Below are 15,257 nucleotides of genomic sequence, written 5' to 3'. Positions count from 1 at the left end.
AATAGTGTGAACAGGCCCTAGCCAGCGCCCCGCGGGCGCTCAGCCCTGCAGCAGCACCATGTTGTCGCGGTGCACCATCTCCGGCTCGGCCGCATAGCCCAGCAGGCGCTCGAACTCCGACGAGGGCTTGCGGCACAGCATCCGCGCCTCGGCGCTCGAATAATTCGCCAGTCCGCGCCCGAGTTCGACGCCCTGGGCATCGCGGATGGCGATCACGTCGCCGCGCGAGAACTCGCCTTCCACCCCCGTCATGCCGATCGGCAACAGGCTCTTGCCCTCGCCGCGGACCTTGGCCGCCGCGCCGGCATCGACCAGGACCGCGCCGCGCAGCTGCAGATGGTCGGCCATCCAGCGCTTGCGCGCCTGGTGCTTGGCAGTCTGGGCGACCAGCAGGGTGCCGATCGCCTCGCCGCGCGCCAGGCGCAGCAGAGCGTCGGGCTCGCGGCCCCAGGCGATCACGGTCGAGGCGCCGGAACCCGCCGCGCGCTTGGCCGCCAGGATCTTGGTGATCATGCCGCCGCGCCCGATGCTGCTGCCGGCGCCGCCGGCCATGGCTTCGAGCTCAGGGTCGCCGGCGGCCGCCTCGTCGACAAAACGGGCAGCCGGATCCTTGCGCGGGTCGGCCGTGAACAGGCCCTTCTGGTCGGTCAGGATCACCAGCGCATCGGCCTCGACCAGGTTGGCGACCAGCGCGCCCAGCGTGTCGTTATCGCCGAACTTGATCTCGTCCGTGACCACCGTGTCGTTCTCGTTGATGACCGGCACCACGCCCAGCGCCAGCAGGGTCACCAGGGTCGACCGCGCATTGAGGTAGCGCTCGCGATCGGCCAGGTCGGCGTGGGTCAGCAGCACCTGGGCGCTGCCCATGCCGTTCTCGCGCAGCTTGGTCTCGTAGACCTGCGCCAAGCCCATCTGGCCGACCGCGGCGGCGGCCTGCAGTTCGTGGATCTCGTGCGGGCGGGTGCGCCAGCCGAGGCGCTTCATGCCTTCGGCGATCGCGCCGCTCGACACCATCACGACCTCTCGGCCGTCACGCACCAGCGCCGCCAGCTGCCGGCACCATTCGCCGATGGCAGCTTCGTCGAGCCCGCGCCCCTCGTTGGTCACGAGGCTGGAGCCCACCTTGACGACGATGCGGCGCGCGTCGCGCAAGACGGTGGAGCCGGAAGTCGAACTCATGGCTGGAGATCGGGGAAGCGTGGATCGACTTCGACCGGCGGCTGCTCGGCCACCTGCTGCGCCTTGACGTGCTGGTAGATCGCCTGCACCAGCGGTTCGCAGCCTTCGCGCGTGAGCGCGGAGATCTCGAACACCGGCCCCTTGAAGCGCAGCCGTTTGACGAAATCCTTGACCTTCGCGGCCCGCTCGTCGTCGGCCACCATGTCGAGCTTGTTCAGCACCAGCCAGCGCGGCTTCTCGTACAGCGCCTTGTCGTATTTCTTGAGCTCGCCGACGATCGCCTTGGCCTGGGCGACCGGGTCGACGCCCTCGTCGAACGGGGCCAGGTCGATCACGTGCAGCAGCAGGCGAGTGCGCTGCAGGTGGCGCAGGAACAGATGGCCCAGGCCCGCGCCTTCGGAGGCGCCTTCGATCAGGCCCGGCAGGTCGGCGACCACGAAGCTCTGCTCCGGCCCGACGCGCACCACGCCCAGGTTCGGGTGCAGGGTCGTGAACGGGTAGTCGGCGATCCGCGGACGCGCGTTGGAGATGGCGCTGATCAAGGTCGACTTGCCAGCGTTCGGCATGCCCAGCAGGCCGACGTCGGCCAGCACCTTGAGTTCGAGCTTGAGGTTCTTCTTTTCGCCTGGCCAGCCGGGTGTCTTCTGCCGCGGCGCGCGGTTGATGGCGCTCTTGAAGCGCATGTTGCCGAAACCGCCGTCACCGCCCTTGGCGATCGTGATGACCTCGCCGGGCGTCAGCAGTTCGTAGAGCACCTCGCCGGTCTCGGCGTCCGAGATGATGGTGCCGACCGGCATCTTCAGCGTGATGTCCTCGCCGGCGGCGCCGAACATGTCGGAGCCCATGCCGTGCTGGCCGCGCTTGGCGTCGTGACGGCGCGAGAAGCGGAAGTCGACCAGCGTGTTCAGGTTCGAGTCGGCGACCGCGAACACATGGCCGCCGCGACCGCCGTCGCCGCCGTTCGGACCGCCGAACTCCTTGTACTTCTCATGGCGGAACGACACGCAGCCGTTGCCGCCGTCGCCGGCGGCGACGTCGATGAAGGCTTCGTCCACGAACTTCATGAGATGTCCAGTCAGTCAGTCTACAAAATGAAAAAGCCCCGGCAAAGCGGGGCTCCGATCGGGTCGAAGTGACTGGCTTACGCCGGCGTCACATTGACCGTGTGCTTGTTGAGCGCACCCTTGGTGCCGAAGGAAACAGTGCCTTCGACCAGGGCGAACAGCGTGTGGTCCTTGCCGATGCCGACGTTGACGCCGGGGTGGAACTGGGTACCGCGCTGGCGCACGATGATCGAGCCTGCGCTGATCAGTTCGCCGCCGAAGCGCTTCACGCCGAGCATCTTGGGCTTGGAATCGCGCCCGTTTCGCGTTGAGCCGCCGCCTTTTTTCTGTGCCATGGAATGTGCTCCTTAGCCGGCGATCGCGCCGATTTGCAGTTCAGTGAACTGCTGGCGATGGCCTTGACGTTTCTGATAGTGCTTGCGACGGCGCATCTTGAAGATGCGAACCTTGTCGTGCTTGCCGTGCGACAGGACCGTGACCGTCACCGTGGCGCCGGATACCAGGGGCGTACCGACCTTGATTTCGCTGCCGGTTCCGACTGCGAGCACCTGATCGATCACGATTTCCTGGCCCACGTCCGCAGCAATCTGTTCTACTTTAATTTTTTCGCCGGAAGCAACGCGATACTGCTTGCCGCCGGTTTTTATGACCGCGTACATTATTGACCTCTTGGGAAAAGATGGCTCCACGGCGAATTCCGTAGAGCCCACGATTATAGCACTCCGGCCGTTTTGCGCCACATGGCATGCCGGGGCCGCCTGGGGACCGGGCCGGCCGTCCCTATAATCGACAGCTTCCGGCCCCTCCGGCCTCCCCGGCCGCCAGCGCCATCGTCGCATCTCCTGCTGCGCGCAAGCGCCCTTGCCTTTGTCAGTTCACGCCGCCGACACCTCCCCCGCCGCCGCCGTTCTCAGCCTGATCGCCGACGACATGGACAGCGTCGATCTCGTGATCGCACGTCGGCTCGACACCGGCGTGCCGCTGGTCAGCCAAGTCTCGAAATACATCATCTCCGCGGGCGGCAAGCGGCTGCGCCCGGCGCTGCTGCTGCTGATGGCGGGCGCCCTGGGCTATCGCGGCGAGCAGCGCTTCAACCTGGCCGCCGTGGTGGAGTTCATCCATACCGCCACCTTGCTGCATGACGACGTGGTGGACGAGTCCACGCTGCGCCGCGGCCGCCCGACCGCCAACGAATCCTTCGGCAACCCGGCAAGCGTGCTGGTCGGCGACTTCCTTTACTCGCGCGCCTTCCAGATGATGCTGGACGCCGACGACGTTCGCGTGATGCAGATCCTGGCCGAGGCGACCAACGTGATCGCCGAGGGCGAGGTGCTGCAGCTCATGAACATGCACGACGCCACCCTCGACGAGGACGCCTACCTGCGCGTCATCCGCTCGAAGACCGCCAAGCTGTTCGAAGCCAGCACGCGGCTCGCCGCCGTGCTGGCCGGGGTGCCGCCGGACGTCGAAGAAGCCTGCGCCACCTACGGGCAAGCGCTGGGCACGGCGTTCCAGGTCATCGACGACGTGCTCGACTACGCCGGCGACGCCAGCGAAACCGGCAAGAACGTCGGGGACGACCTGCGCGAGGGCAAGACCACGCTGCCGCTGATCCTCGCGATGCAGCGCGGCACGGCGGCGCAGCAGGCGCTGATCCGCGACGCCATCGAGGCCGGCGACACGACGCAACTGCCGCAGATCGTCGCCATCGTGCGCGAAACCGGCGCCCTGGAAGCCACGCGCGCCGCCGCCGCCGCCGAGGCGCAACGCGCGATCGACGCGCTTCGTGGTTTTTCTGCAAATCCGCACTCCGCGGCTTTGCTACAATTAGCGGCTCAGCTGCTTGAGCGGCGCGCCTGACGATCAACTCACCCGAGTGAACGCCACGGTCGTGTCACTGTTCTCGCAATCAGCACCATCGGGGTGTAGCTTAGCCTGGTAGAGCGCTACGTTCGGGACGTAGAGGCCGGAGGTTCGAATCCTCTCACCCCGACCATTTTTCTTGAATCAACTCGACATTTCTGGCGTCCATGCAACGTGGACCGCCTGCTGACCGCGCAGGCAACGACCGAGTCGTTTCGAATCCTCTGCGCCATCAACCGGTGTGCGGCATCCCCGCAACATCCCTTTCGGCGTCCCTGGACGCTGTGCTACGCTAAGCCTTCGGTGCGTCGATTGCACAGGGTTTGCCCATTGATGCCCATTAACTCAGGCAGCGGGCCCCGGAGCAGGGCAGTGCAAAGGAGGTCCGACCCTCTCACCCCCATCAGCCTTTCAGGGCTGTAATTGCCAAATGCTCCGCGGAACCGTTGCCGCGCAGCGGTTTACAGCGCTTGGGCGATCAGCGATGATCGTGAAGCAAATTTTCACGTTTCTTACATTCGTTGAATGGCCGCAGCCGAACCCCTCGTCAAAGACAGCTCGCCGATCGCCCTTCCAGGGCTTGCGCGCGCACTGGTTTCGGCCGGAAAGCTCCCGGCCAAGACGGCCGAGGACATCTACCAGAAGTCCCTGAGCGGCAGGACCAGCTTCATTGCCGAGCTGACCGGCACCGGCGCCGTGTCGGCGGCCGACCTGGCGCACACGTTGTCGAGCGCCTTCGGCGCTCCGCTGCTCGACCTCGACGCCATTGATTCCCAGCGGCTGCCCAAGGACCTGCTCGACCCCAAGCTGTGCCAGGCCTACCGGGTCGTGGTGCTCAGCAAGCGCAACAACCGTCTCATTGTCGCAACAGCCGATCCTTCGGACCAGCAGGCGGCCGAAAAGATCAAGTTCGCCTCCCAGATGGGCGTGGACTGGGTCATCGCGGAGTACGACAAGCTTTCCCGCATGATCGAGGCGGCGGCGGTGAGCGCCTCCGAGACCATCGACAGCATCATCGGCACCGAATTCGAGTTCGACGAAGTCTCGGCCGACACCTCGAGCGAAAGCAACGACCCGGCGGTGGCCGAAGTCGAGGACGCGCCGGTCGTCCGGTTCCTGCACAAGATGCTGCTGGACGCCTTCAGCATGCGGGCCTCCGACATCCACTTCGAGCCCTACGAGCACAACTACCGCGTGCGCTTCCGCATCGACGGCGAGCTGCGCGAGATCGCCAGCCCGCCGACGGTCATCAAGGACAAGCTGGCCTCGCGCATCAAGGTCATCTCCCGGCTCGACATCTCCGAGAAGCGGATCCCGCAAGACGGCCGGATGAAGCTCAAGATCGGCCCCGAGCGCGTGATCGACTTCCGGGTCAGCACGCTGCCCACGCTGTTCGGCGAGAAGATCGTGATCCGTATCCTGGACCCGAGCAGCGCCCGCCTCGGCATCGATGCGCTCGGCTACGACGCCGACGAGAAAGAGCGCCTGCTCACGGCCATCGGCCGCCCCTACGGCATGGTGCTGGTCACGGGGCCGACCGGCTCCGGCAAGACGGTGTCGCTCTACACCTGCCTGAACCTGCTCAACAAGCCCGGCGTGAACATCGCGACCGCCGAGGACCCGTCCGAAATCAACCTGCCGGGCGTCAACCAGGTCAACGTCAACGACAAGGCCGGCCTGACCTTCGCGACCGCGCTGCGGGCCTTCCTGCGCCAGGATCCCGACATCATCATGGTCGGCGAAATCCGCGACATCGAAACCGCCGACATCTCGATCAAGGCGGCCCAGACCGGCCACCTGGTGCTGTCGACGCTGCACACCAACGACGCCCCCACCACGCTGACGCGGATGCGCAACATGGGCATCGCGCCCTTCAACATCGCCTCGAGCGTGATCCTGATCACCGCCCAGCGGCTGGCGCGCCGGCTCTGCACCGTGTGCCGGACGCCGACCGAGGTGCCGCGGCAGGCCCTGCTCGACGCCGGCTTCAAGGACAGCGACCTGGACGGCTCCTGGAAGCCCTACCACCCGGTGGGCTGCTCGGCCTGCAACGGCGGCTACAAGGGGCGCGTCGGCATCTACCAGGTGATGCCGATCACCGAGGAGATCCAGAAGATCATCCTTCGCGACGGCACCTCGCTCGACATCGCCAAGCAGTCCGAATCAGAGGGCGTCAGGTCGCTGCGCCAGTCGGGCCTGCGCAAGGTCATGCAGGGGCTGACCTCGCTCGAAGAAGTGCTGGCAGTCACCAACGAATAGAACGCGTCGATTCGCACGCATCAGCAGCAGCACCAGCACACGGAGAAGCGGAGATCCCATGGCAACGGCAACAGCATCGTCCCGGACGGTCAAGGAATTCGTCTTCGAGTGGGAAGGCAAGGACCGCAACGGCAAGACCGTGCGCGGCGAAGTCCGCGCCGCCGGCGAGAACCAGGTGCAGGCCGCCCTGCGGCGCCAGGGCATCCTCACGACCAAGATCAAGAAGCGCCGGATGCGCTCGGGCAAGGCGATCAAGCCCAAGGACATCGCGATCTTCACGCGCCAGCTGGCGACCATGATGAAGGCCGGCGTGCCGCTGCTGCAGGCCTTCGACATCGTCGGCCGCGGCAATGCCAACCCGAGCGTGGCCAAGCTGCTCAACGACATCCGCAGCGACGTCGAGACCGGCACCTCGCTCTCGGCGGCGTTCCGCAAGTTCCCGAAGTACTTCGACAGCCTCTACTGCAACCTGGTCGAGGCCGGCGAGGCGGCCGGTATCCTCGAAGACCTGCTCGACCGGCTGGCCACCTACATGGAGAAGACCGAGGCGATCAAGTCGAAGATCAAGTCGGCGCTGATGTACCCGACCTCGGTCATCGTGGTGGCCTTCGTGGTGGTGGCGATCATCATGATCTTCGTGATCCCGGCCTTCAAGCAGGTGTTCACCTCCTTCGGCGCCGACCTGCCCGCGCCGACCCTGATCGTCATGGGCATCAGCGAATTCTTCGTCTCCTACTGGTGGCTGATCTTCGGCGTGATCGGCGGCGGCATCTATTTCTTCCTGCAGGCCTGGAAGCGCAACGAGCGGGTGCAGAAGGTCATGGACCGCCTGCTGCTGCGCCTGCCGATCTTCGGCACCCTGATCGACAAGTCCTGCGTCGCCCGCTGGACCCGCACCCTGGCCACGATGTTCGCCGCCGGTGTGCCGCTGGTCGAGGCACTCGATTCGGTCGGCGGCGCCTCGGGCAATTCGGTGTATGCCGATGCAACGGTCAAGATCCAGCAGGAGGTGTCGACCGGCACCAGCCTGACCACCGCGATGACCAACGCCAACCTGTTCCCGTCGATGGTGCTGCAGATGACCGCGATCGGCGAGGAATCGGGCTCGATCGACCACATGCTGGGCAAGGCGGCCGACTTCTACGAGTCGGAAGTCGACGACATGGTCGCCGGCCTGTCGAGCCTGATGGAACCCATCATCATCGTCTTCCTGGGCGTGATCATCGGGGGCATCGTGGTCTCGATGTACCTGCCCATCTTCAAGCTCGGCCAGGTCGTCTGATGCTGGTGTCGCAGGGGGTGGACGCCGCAATGGCCGGCGTGCTGGGGCTCATGATCGGCAGTTTTCTCAATGTCGTGATCTACCGGCTGCCCAAGATGCTCGAGCGGCAGTGGGCGGCCGAATGCGCGAGCCTCGCCGAGGGCGACGCGGCGGCGGCGCCCGCCGTCGAGCCCTTCAACCTGATGGTGCCGCATTCGCGCTGCCAGCAATGCGGCCACGTGATCCGCTGGTACGAGAACGTTCCGGTGCTGAGCTACCTGGCGCTGCGCGGCCGCTGCTCTTCCTGCAAGGCGTCGATCGGCCTGCGCTATCCGGTGGTCGAACTGCTGACCGGTGCGCTGTTCGCCTGGTGCGTCTGGCGCATGCCCGGCCAGTACGGCGCGCTGGCCTGGTGCGCCTTCGCCGCCGCGCTGCTGGCGCTGGCGCTGATCGACTGGGACACCACCCTGCTGCCCGACGACATCACCCTGCCGCTGCTGTGGGGCGGCCTGCTGGCATCGATCGCAGGCTTCACCGGTGTGCCCCTCGCCCATGCGGTCTGGGGCGCCGTGGCCGGCTATGTGTCGCTCTGGGCCATCTACTGGCTGTTCAAGCTGACCACCGGCAAGGAGGGCATGGGCTATGGCGACTTCAAGCTGTTCGCGGCCTTCGGCGCCTGGTTCGGCTGGCAGGCGCTGGTGCCGATCATCCTGATGGCGTCGGTGATCGGCGTGGTGGTCGGGCTCGCGCTCAAGTTCAGCAGCGGCCTGCGCGAAGGCGGCTACGTGCCCTTCGGGCCCTTTCTGGCCGCTGCCGGCTTCACCGCCATGATCTTCGGCCCGGACGCGATCCTGCGCGCGGTCGGGCTCTGAGGGCGGGCGCACCATGCGCATCGGCCTGACCGGCGGCATCGGCAGCGGCAAGAGCACCGTCGCATCGCTGCTGGTCGGGCTCGGCGCCAAGCTGGTCGACACCGATGCGATCGCCCGGGCGGTGGCGCAGCCGCAAGGCGCCGCCATGCCGGCGCTGGAGGCCGAGTTCGGCCCTTCGGTCATTGCGGCCGACGGCGGCCTCGACCGGGCGCGGATGCGCGAGCTCGTGTTCGCGGACCCGGACGCCAAGCGCCGGCTCGAAGCCATCCTGCATCCGCTGATCGGCGTCGAATGCGAACGGCAGGCGGCGACCGCGGCGGCCGGCCAGACGCTCGTCTTCGACGTCCCCCTGCTGGTCGAGTCCAGGCGCTGGCGCGCCATCGTCGATCGGGTGCTGGTGGTGGACGCTTCCGAGGCGGTGCAGCTGCATCGTGTGGTGGCACGTTCCGGCTGGGCGCCGGAAGCGGTCCGCGCCGTGATCGCGCAGCAGGCCGAACGCAGCCTGCGGCGCGCGGCCGCCGATGCGCTGATCTTCAACGAGACCTTGTCGCTGGCGGAACTCTCCCTCGAAGTCCGGAGTCTTTGGGATCGCTGGGCCGTCGCGGACACGCGATAATCTCCGGTCCGCCGGCGCGCGTGCGCCCGACAACAAGAAAGCGGCGTGCGTTTCGACCCCGCGAGACAGCCCTCCCCCAAGATGCTTTTCAATTCGTACGCGTTCATCTTTTTCTTTTTCCCGATCGTGCTGGTCGGGTTCTTCCTGATCGGAAAGCGCAACGCACGGGCCGCCGCCGGATTTCTGGCGCTCGCCTCCCTGTTCTTCTATGGCTGGTGGAGCGTCCAGGCGCTGCCGCTGCTGCTGGGCTCGATCTGCTTCAACTACTGGGCCGGCCTGCGCCTGACCCCCGGCCCCGGACGCACCGACCCCGGCCGCAAGAAGATGCTGGTGTTCGCGCTGGTGGTCAACCTGGGCGTGCTGGCGGTGTTCAAGTACGCGAACTTCTTCGTCGCCAACGTCAACGACGGCCTGCTGGCCGCGGGCTACTCGCCGATCTCGATGCTGCACATCGCGCTGCCGATCGGGATCTCGTTCTATACCTTCACGCAGATCGCCTTCCTGGTCGACTGCTGGCAAGGCAAGGTGCACGAGCGCAGCTTCGTGCATTACGTGCTGTTCGTCACCTACTTTCCCCATCTGATCGCGGGCCCGGTGCTGCACCACGCGCAGATGATGCCGCAGTTCGCCAATCCGGCAACCTACCGGGTCGACTTCGACAAGGTCGCGCTCGGGCTGGCGATCTTCGTCTTCGGGCTGGCCAAGAAGCTGCTGATCGGCGACCCGATGGGCGAGTACGCCGACCTGATGTTCAACGGCGTCCACAAGGGCCTGACGCCGACGATGGGCACCGCGTGGGTCGGCGTGCTGGCCTACACGCTGCAGATCTACTTCGACTTCTCGGGCTACTCGGACATGGCCGTGGGCCTGTCGCTGTGCCTCGGCGTGCAGCTGCCGCTCAACTTCAATTCGCCCTACAAGTCGACCAACATCATCGAGTTCTGGCGCCGCTGGCACATCTCGCTGTCGACCTTCCTGCGCGACTACCTCTACGTGCCGCTGGGCGGCAACCGCAAGGGGCCGGCGCGCCGCTACCTGAACCTGTTCCTGACGATGCTGCTGGGCGGCTTGTGGCACGGGGCCGCCTGGACCTTCGTCATCTGGGGCGCACTGCACGGCTTCTTCCTGATGGTGAACCACCTCTGGAACGCCAAGGTGCGCCGCAACGCCAAGCCCGGCAGGCTGGCGGGCCTGCTCGGCTGGCTGCTGACCTTCGTCTGCGTGATGATCGCCTGGGTGGTGTTCCGGTCCGAGAGCATGCACGCCGCGACCACCATCTACCAGGCCATGCTCGGGCTGCACGGCACCTCGGATTCGGTGTTCAGCGAACTCGGCGCCGTGCCCTACCGCAAGAACGACTTCTTCCATACGCTGCTGGTCGGGCTGTTCATCTGCCTGGTCATGCCGCCGACCATCACGCTGCAGCGCTGGGTGCCGCAGCTGCAGGCGCTGGCCGGCCGGCCGCGCCTGGCCTGGGTGTTCACGGCGCTGATGGCCGCCTTCACGGTGTACCTGCTGGGCGTCTGCGTTTCGAAGCTGGGCTCGTACAGCCCCTTCCTCTATTTCCAATTCTGATATGACTCCCGCGAAACTCTGGCTGCGGATCTTCGGGGCCGGCTTCCTCGTCATCATCTCGCTGCTGATCGTGACCTTGAAAACGCCGCCCTTCTATGGCGACATGACCCGCATCGGCCTGCTGTCGGAGACCGCCTTCGGCTGGCGCATCGAACCGCCGCACGTCGACCCGAAGTACCTCAATGCGGTGCCGGTGGCCGAAGCCGACATCGTGGTGATCGGCGACAGCTTCTCGATGTCGAACCGCTGGCAATCGATGCTGACCCGGGCCGGCTACCGGGTCACGACCACCTTCTGGGGCCAGATCAACGAGGAGCTCTGCGGCGACTTCGATGCCTGGCTCGATCGCGCGGGCTTTCGCGGCAAGCTGGTGATCGTCGAGAGCATCGAACGCCTGGTGAACGAACGCATGGTCGCCACCCAGACCTGCAAGACGATGGCCAAGCCCTTTTCGGCCGGCATCAAGCCTTTCTTCGAGTCGCCCTCGTCGGTGCCGGCGCCGGTTCTCAACTGGGACGGCAAGCTGACCTCGGGCGTGCGGATCTATCGCAACACCCGGCGGGCGCGCGAGGCGACCGAGCCGATCCTTTCGAACGACAAGATCCTGGTGCGACCGGTTCCCGAGGGCTGCGCGTTGTTCAGCCACCAGCTCTGCGACAAGGTCCCGTTCTGGCCGGCCGACGACGAGAACGGCGAGCTCACGGTGCAGCACGCGGCCCAGATGAAGGCCTTCGGCGACGCCCATCCACGGCGCACCGTGCTGTGGATGATCATCCCCAACAAGACCACCGTGTATGTCAAGCCGGAACATTCGAAAGATTTCGTGACGGCATTCGGTGCCGCCGACATCGGCCCCGACCTGTTCAGCCTCTCGTTCGAGCAGAAAAACAAGGTCCGCGACTTTTTTTTCCCGAACGACACACACCTGTCGATGCACGGGCAGCTGGTGGTCGGCCAGCGGATGCTCGAAGCGGTTCGCAAGATCCTGCCCGCCGCCCCCTCGAAGGCCTCTTGAAGCTATCATCTGCAACCGGAAGCCACCACGCGTGATCCTCTACGAGTACCCCTTCAACGAGCGCATCCGGACCTACCTTCGGCTGGAACACCTGTTCCGTCGCCTTGGCGAGCTGGTCCCGGCTGATTCGCCGCTGCTGCATCACTACGCACTCGTCACGATCTTCGAGATCATGGACGTGGCGGCGCGCGCCGACCTCAAGGCCGACGTGCTTCGGGACCTCGACAAGCACAAGAACGTCTTCAACAGCTACCGCGGCAACCCGGCCATCGCCGAATCGGTGCTCGACCAGGTGGTGGGCAAGCTCGAAAGCAATTTCACCACCCTCAACACGGTGCCGGGAAAGGCCGGCCAGGCCCTGACCGAGAACGAGTGGCTGATGAGCATCCGCAGCCGCGCGGGCATTCCGGGCGGCACCTGCGAGTTCGACCTGCCGGCCTACTACGCCTGGCAGAACCGCCGCGCCCACGAGCGCCGCGCCGACCTCGAGCGCTGGTCGTCCACGCTCGCGCCGCTGGCCGAATCGATCTACCTGCTGCTCAAGCTCCTGCGCGATGCCGACGTGCCCTACAAGGTGATCGCGGCCAACGGCCAGTTCCAGCAGACCCTGCCGCAGGGCCGCAGCTTCCAGTTGCTGCGCCTGCGCATCGACCCCAAGCTCGGGCTGATTCCCGAGATTTCCGGCAACCGGCTGATGGTGTCGGTCAGGCTGATGCGGCATGGCACCGATGATCGCCTTCACCAAAGCACGGACGAGGCCCCGTTCGAACTGACCCTTTGCGCCTGAGACATCCGATGAGCGGTGCGACGAATTCCATCGGCGAGCGGATCGTCCGCTGCCCGGCATGCGGACAAGACAGTGTCTACGCGGCCAGCAATCCCTACCGGCCGTTCTGCAGCGCGCGCTGCAAGGGCATCGACCTGGGTGCCTGGGCCAGCGAAGAATTCAGGATGCCGGCCGATGCGCCCCCGGACGACGATCCGTTCGGCGATCCGAAGCGGCAGTAGGCCGCCAGCCTCGGCCCCTGCTAAGCAGCGGGCGGCTCGAAGACCAGCCCGCGCTCCTGGGCCAGCCAGGCCAGCACCGGCAGTGCGCCCGGCAGCACCGGCGTCACGTCGAGCGGCAGTTGCTGCCAGCACATCGCCTGGCCCTCGCGCATCTCGAAATCGCCGCTCCAGCGATGCACCTTGCACCAGTGCAGGCGCACCAGCGCATGCGGGTAGTCGTGCTCGGTGACCTTCCAGACCGCGGCCCCGGCGATCGTGATGCCGAGCTCTTCGTGCAGTTCGCGCCGAAGCGCCTGCTCGACGGTCTCGCCGGCCTCGAGCTTGCCGCCGGGGAATTCCCAGTAGCCGGCATAGGGCTTGCCTTCGGGCCGGGTCGACAGCAGCAGCGCATCGTCCTCGCGGATCAGGATGCCGACCGCGACTTCGGTGTGCTTGCGGGTCCCGGTCAAGCCGCGCGTCCTGCGTAGTCGCGCGCGAACTGGTAGGCCACGCGGCCGCTGCGCGAGCCGCGCTCGAGCGCCCAGACCAGGGCCTCGGGGCGCGCGGCCTCGACCGCCTTGGCGTCGACGCCGAACGAGGACAGCCATTGGGCGACGATCGCCAGGTATTCGTTCTGGCTGAAGGGATAGAAGCTGACCCAGAGGCCGAAGCGCTCCGACAGCGAGATCTTCTCCTCGATCACCTCGCCCGGGTGGACTTCGCCATCTTCGGTGTGGGTGTAGCTGAGGTTGTCCTTCATGTACTCGGGCAGCAGGTGGCGCCGGTTGCTGGTCGCATAGATCAGCACGTTGGGCGTCGACGCGGCGATCGAGCCGTCGAGGATCGACTTCAGCGCCTTGTAGCCCGGCTCGCCCTCGTCGAAGCTCAGGTCGTCGCTGAAGATGATGAACTTCTCGGGCCGGTTGGCCACCACCTCGATGATGTCGGGCAGGTCGGTCAGCTCGGCCTTGTCGACCTCGATCAGGCGCAGGCCCTGCGGCGCATAGGCCTGCAGGCAGGCCCGGATCAGCGAGGACTTGCCGGTGCCGCGGGCGCCGGTCAGCAGCACGTTGTTGGCCGGCTTGCCTTCGACGAACTGGCGCGTGTTGCGCTCGATCTTGTCCTTCTGGACGTCGATCTCCTTCAGTGCGTCGAGCGACATCGCGGCCACGTGGCGCACCGGCTCGAGCGTGCCATGGCCGGAGCTGCGGCGGCGGTAGCGCCAGGCGATCGAGGCGCTCCAGTCGGCCGGCGCCGCGAGCGGCTGCGGCAGGATCGATTCGATGCGCGCGATGAGGTGCTCGGCCCGCTCGAGCAGGCGTTCGAACTGAGGATTCATGACCGGTAGTCGGCGTTGATCGAGACGTAGTCGTGGCTCAGGTCGCAGGTCCAGACGGTGTCGGCGGCGCTGCCGCGTCCGAGCGCGATGCGCACCGTGATCTCGCTCTGCTTCATGACGCGCTGGCCGTCTTCCTCGCGGTAGGCCGGATTGCGGCCGCCCTTGATCGCCACGTGGACATCGTCCAGGTAGAGGTCGATGCCGGTCTGGTCGAGGTCGGCGATGCCCGCGTAGCCGACCGCCGCGAGGATCCGGCCCAGGTTCGGATCGCTGGCGAAGAACGCGGTCTTGACCAGCGGCGAATGCGCGACCGCATAGGCGACCTGCCGGCACTCGGCCGCATCCTTGCCGCCTTCGACCCGGATGGTGATGAACTTGGTCGCGCCTTCGCCGTCGCGCACGATGGCCTGCGCCAGCTGGCGGGCAACGTTGCGCATCGCTTCGAGCAGCGCGCGACCTTCGGGCGATTCGAGCGAGCCGATCGTGGCATGCGCCGCCTTCTGGGTCGCAATGACCACAAACGAGTCGTTGGTCGAGGTGTCGCCGTCGATCGTCACGCGGTTGAAGGACGCATCGGCCAATGCCTTGGCCAGGGGCTGGATCAGCGCCGGGTCGATCTTCGCGTCGGTGGCCATGAAGCCGAGCATGGTCGCCATGTTCGGCCGGATCATGCCGGCGCCCTTGCTGATGCCGGTGACCGTGACGGTCGCGCCGCCGATCTGCACCTGCTGGCTGAAGGCCTTGGGCACGGTGTCGGTGGTCATGATGCCCTCGGCCGCGCGCGCCCAATGGTCGGGCGCGGCATCGGCGAGCGCGGCGGGCAGGCCGGCTTCGATGCGGTCGATCGGCAGCGGCTCCATGATGACGCCGGTCGAGAACGGCAGGATCTGCTCGGGCGCCAGGTTCAGGTGGCGCGCCAGCGCGATGCAGGTGGCGCGGGTGCGCGCCAGTCCGTCCTCGCCGGTGCCGGCGTTCGCGTTGCCGGTGTTGATCAGCATCGCCCGGATGCCGAAATCCTTAGCCAGGTGCTCGCGGCAGACCTGGACCGGCGCCGCGCAGAAGCGGTTCTGGGTGAACACGCCGCCGACCGCGGCGCCTTCGTCGATCAGGACGACCGTCAGGTCCTTGCGGTTGGCCTTGCGCACGCCCGCTTCGGCCACGCCGATGCGAACGCCGGGCACCGCATGCAGCGCGGCGGGGTCGGGTGCGGAGAGATTCACTGGCATG

At 66.5% G+C, this 15,257-nt stretch carries 16 protein-coding genes and 1 tRNA gene; 10 read left to right on the top strand and 7 right to left on the bottom strand.

The genetic code is table 11. The features are described 5' to 3' along the window. Positions 1-39: 39 nt before the first annotated feature. From proB to rplU, 4 genes are all read right to left on the bottom strand, one after another. Positions 40-1,179, bottom strand: coding sequence for a glutamate 5-kinase (proB, locus tag AC1DF3_RS06875; RefSeq protein ID WP_286536254.1), 1,140 nt, complete (start codon positions 1,177-1,179; stop codon positions 40-42). Further along, on the bottom strand, positions 1,176-2,243 hold the full coding sequence (gene cgtA, locus AC1DF3_RS06870) for an Obg family GTPase CgtA (protein WP_286536255.1): 1,068 nt from the start codon (positions 2,241-2,243) through the stop codon (positions 1,176-1,178). The genes proB and cgtA overlap by 4 nt, the downstream gene beginning before the upstream one ends. A gap of 77 nt (positions 2,244-2,320) precedes the next feature. Further along, positions 2,321-2,578 carry a 50S ribosomal protein L27 gene (gene rpmA / locus AC1DF3_RS06865; RefSeq protein ID WP_286369136.1) on the bottom strand — a complete coding sequence of 86 codons (258 nt, stop codon included), beginning with the start codon at positions 2,576-2,578 and terminating at the stop codon, positions 2,321-2,323. Positions 2,579-2,590: 12 nt separating this feature from the next. Then, positions 2,591-2,902 (bottom strand): 50S ribosomal protein L21, encoded by a 312-nt coding sequence (rplU, locus tag AC1DF3_RS06860; protein WP_286369298.1) that lies wholly within the window; start codon positions 2,900-2,902, stop codon positions 2,591-2,593. Positions 2,903-3,110: 208 nt separating this feature from the next. Here rplU and AC1DF3_RS06855 point away from each other — a divergent pair, with 208 nt between their 5' ends. The 10 genes from AC1DF3_RS06855 (at position 3,111) to AC1DF3_RS06810 (ending at position 12,712) form a co-directional block, all read left to right on the top strand. After that, on the top strand, positions 3,111-4,103 hold the full coding sequence (locus AC1DF3_RS06855; protein WP_286536381.1) for a polyprenyl synthetase family protein: 993 nt from the start codon (positions 3,111-3,113) through the stop codon (positions 4,101-4,103). Between the two features lie 59 nt (positions 4,104-4,162). After that, positions 4,163-4,239: transfer RNA gene (locus tag AC1DF3_RS06850), tRNA-Pro, on the top strand. A 392-nt stretch (positions 4,240-4,631) separates the two neighbouring features. Continuing rightward, entirely contained in the window at positions 4,632-6,365 is a 1,734-nt protein-coding gene (gene pilB, locus AC1DF3_RS06845) for a type IV-A pilus assembly ATPase PilB (RefSeq protein WP_286536257.1), read from the top strand. Positions 6,366-6,423: 58 nt separating this feature from the next. Further along, on the top strand, positions 6,424-7,647 hold the full coding sequence (locus tag AC1DF3_RS06840) for a type II secretion system F family protein (protein WP_286504868.1): 1,224 nt from the start codon (positions 6,424-6,426) through the stop codon (positions 7,645-7,647). After that, on the top strand, positions 7,647-8,498 hold the full coding sequence (locus AC1DF3_RS06835; protein ID WP_286536258.1) for a prepilin peptidase: 852 nt from the start codon (positions 7,647-7,649) through the stop codon (positions 8,496-8,498). The genes AC1DF3_RS06840 and AC1DF3_RS06835 overlap by 1 nt, the downstream gene beginning before the upstream one ends. Before the next feature lie 13 nt (positions 8,499-8,511). After that, on the top strand, positions 8,512-9,114 hold the full coding sequence (gene coaE, locus AC1DF3_RS06830; RefSeq protein ID WP_286536260.1) for a dephospho-CoA kinase: 603 nt from the start codon (positions 8,512-8,514) through the stop codon (positions 9,112-9,114). An 81-nt stretch (positions 9,115-9,195) separates the two neighbouring features. Continuing rightward, positions 9,196-10,689 (top strand): MBOAT family O-acyltransferase, encoded by a 1,494-nt coding sequence (locus tag AC1DF3_RS06825; protein ID WP_286536263.1) that lies wholly within the window; start codon positions 9,196-9,198, stop codon positions 10,687-10,689. A 1-nt stretch (position 10,690) separates the two neighbouring features. Next, entirely contained in the window at positions 10,691-11,704 is a 1,014-nt protein-coding gene (locus tag AC1DF3_RS06820; RefSeq protein WP_478139202.1) for a hypothetical protein, read from the top strand. A gap of 31 nt (positions 11,705-11,735) precedes the next feature. Next, positions 11,736-12,491 (top strand): cell division protein ZapD, encoded by a 756-nt coding sequence (zapD, locus tag AC1DF3_RS06815; protein ID WP_286523429.1) that lies wholly within the window; start codon positions 11,736-11,738, stop codon positions 12,489-12,491. An 8-nt stretch (positions 12,492-12,499) separates the two neighbouring features. Continuing rightward, positions 12,500-12,712, top strand: a complete 213-nt coding sequence (locus AC1DF3_RS06810) for a DNA gyrase inhibitor YacG (protein ID WP_286523430.1) — start codon at positions 12,500-12,502, stop codon at positions 12,710-12,712. Between the two features lie 20 nt (positions 12,713-12,732). Here AC1DF3_RS06810 and AC1DF3_RS06805 read toward each other — a convergent pair whose 3' ends face one another. From AC1DF3_RS06805 to argJ, 3 genes are read right to left on the bottom strand one after another with little or no spacing between them, the layout of a single operon-like run. Beyond that, positions 12,733-13,161 (bottom strand): NUDIX domain-containing protein, encoded by a 429-nt coding sequence (locus AC1DF3_RS06805; RefSeq protein WP_478139201.1) that lies wholly within the window; start codon positions 13,159-13,161, stop codon positions 12,733-12,735. Further along, the gene (locus tag AC1DF3_RS06800) at positions 13,158-14,030 is read right to left on the bottom strand and encodes an ATP-binding protein (RefSeq protein ID WP_478139200.1); all 873 of its coding nucleotides are present in this window, start codon (positions 14,028-14,030) and stop codon (positions 13,158-13,160) included. Before AC1DF3_RS06800 ends, AC1DF3_RS06805 begins: the two co-directional genes overlap by 4 nt. Next, complete coding sequence (argJ, locus tag AC1DF3_RS06795; protein ID WP_286536268.1) at positions 14,027-15,256, bottom strand: bifunctional glutamate N-acetyltransferase/amino-acid acetyltransferase ArgJ; 1,230 nt, start codon at positions 15,254-15,256, stop codon at positions 14,027-14,029. The genes AC1DF3_RS06800 and argJ overlap by 4 nt, the downstream gene beginning before the upstream one ends. Between the last annotated feature and the right edge of the window lies 1 nt (position 15,257).

Source organism: Variovorax sp. 10N432, assembly GCF_056394465.1.
This window is presented reverse-complemented; position numbering and strand designations above follow the sequence as displayed.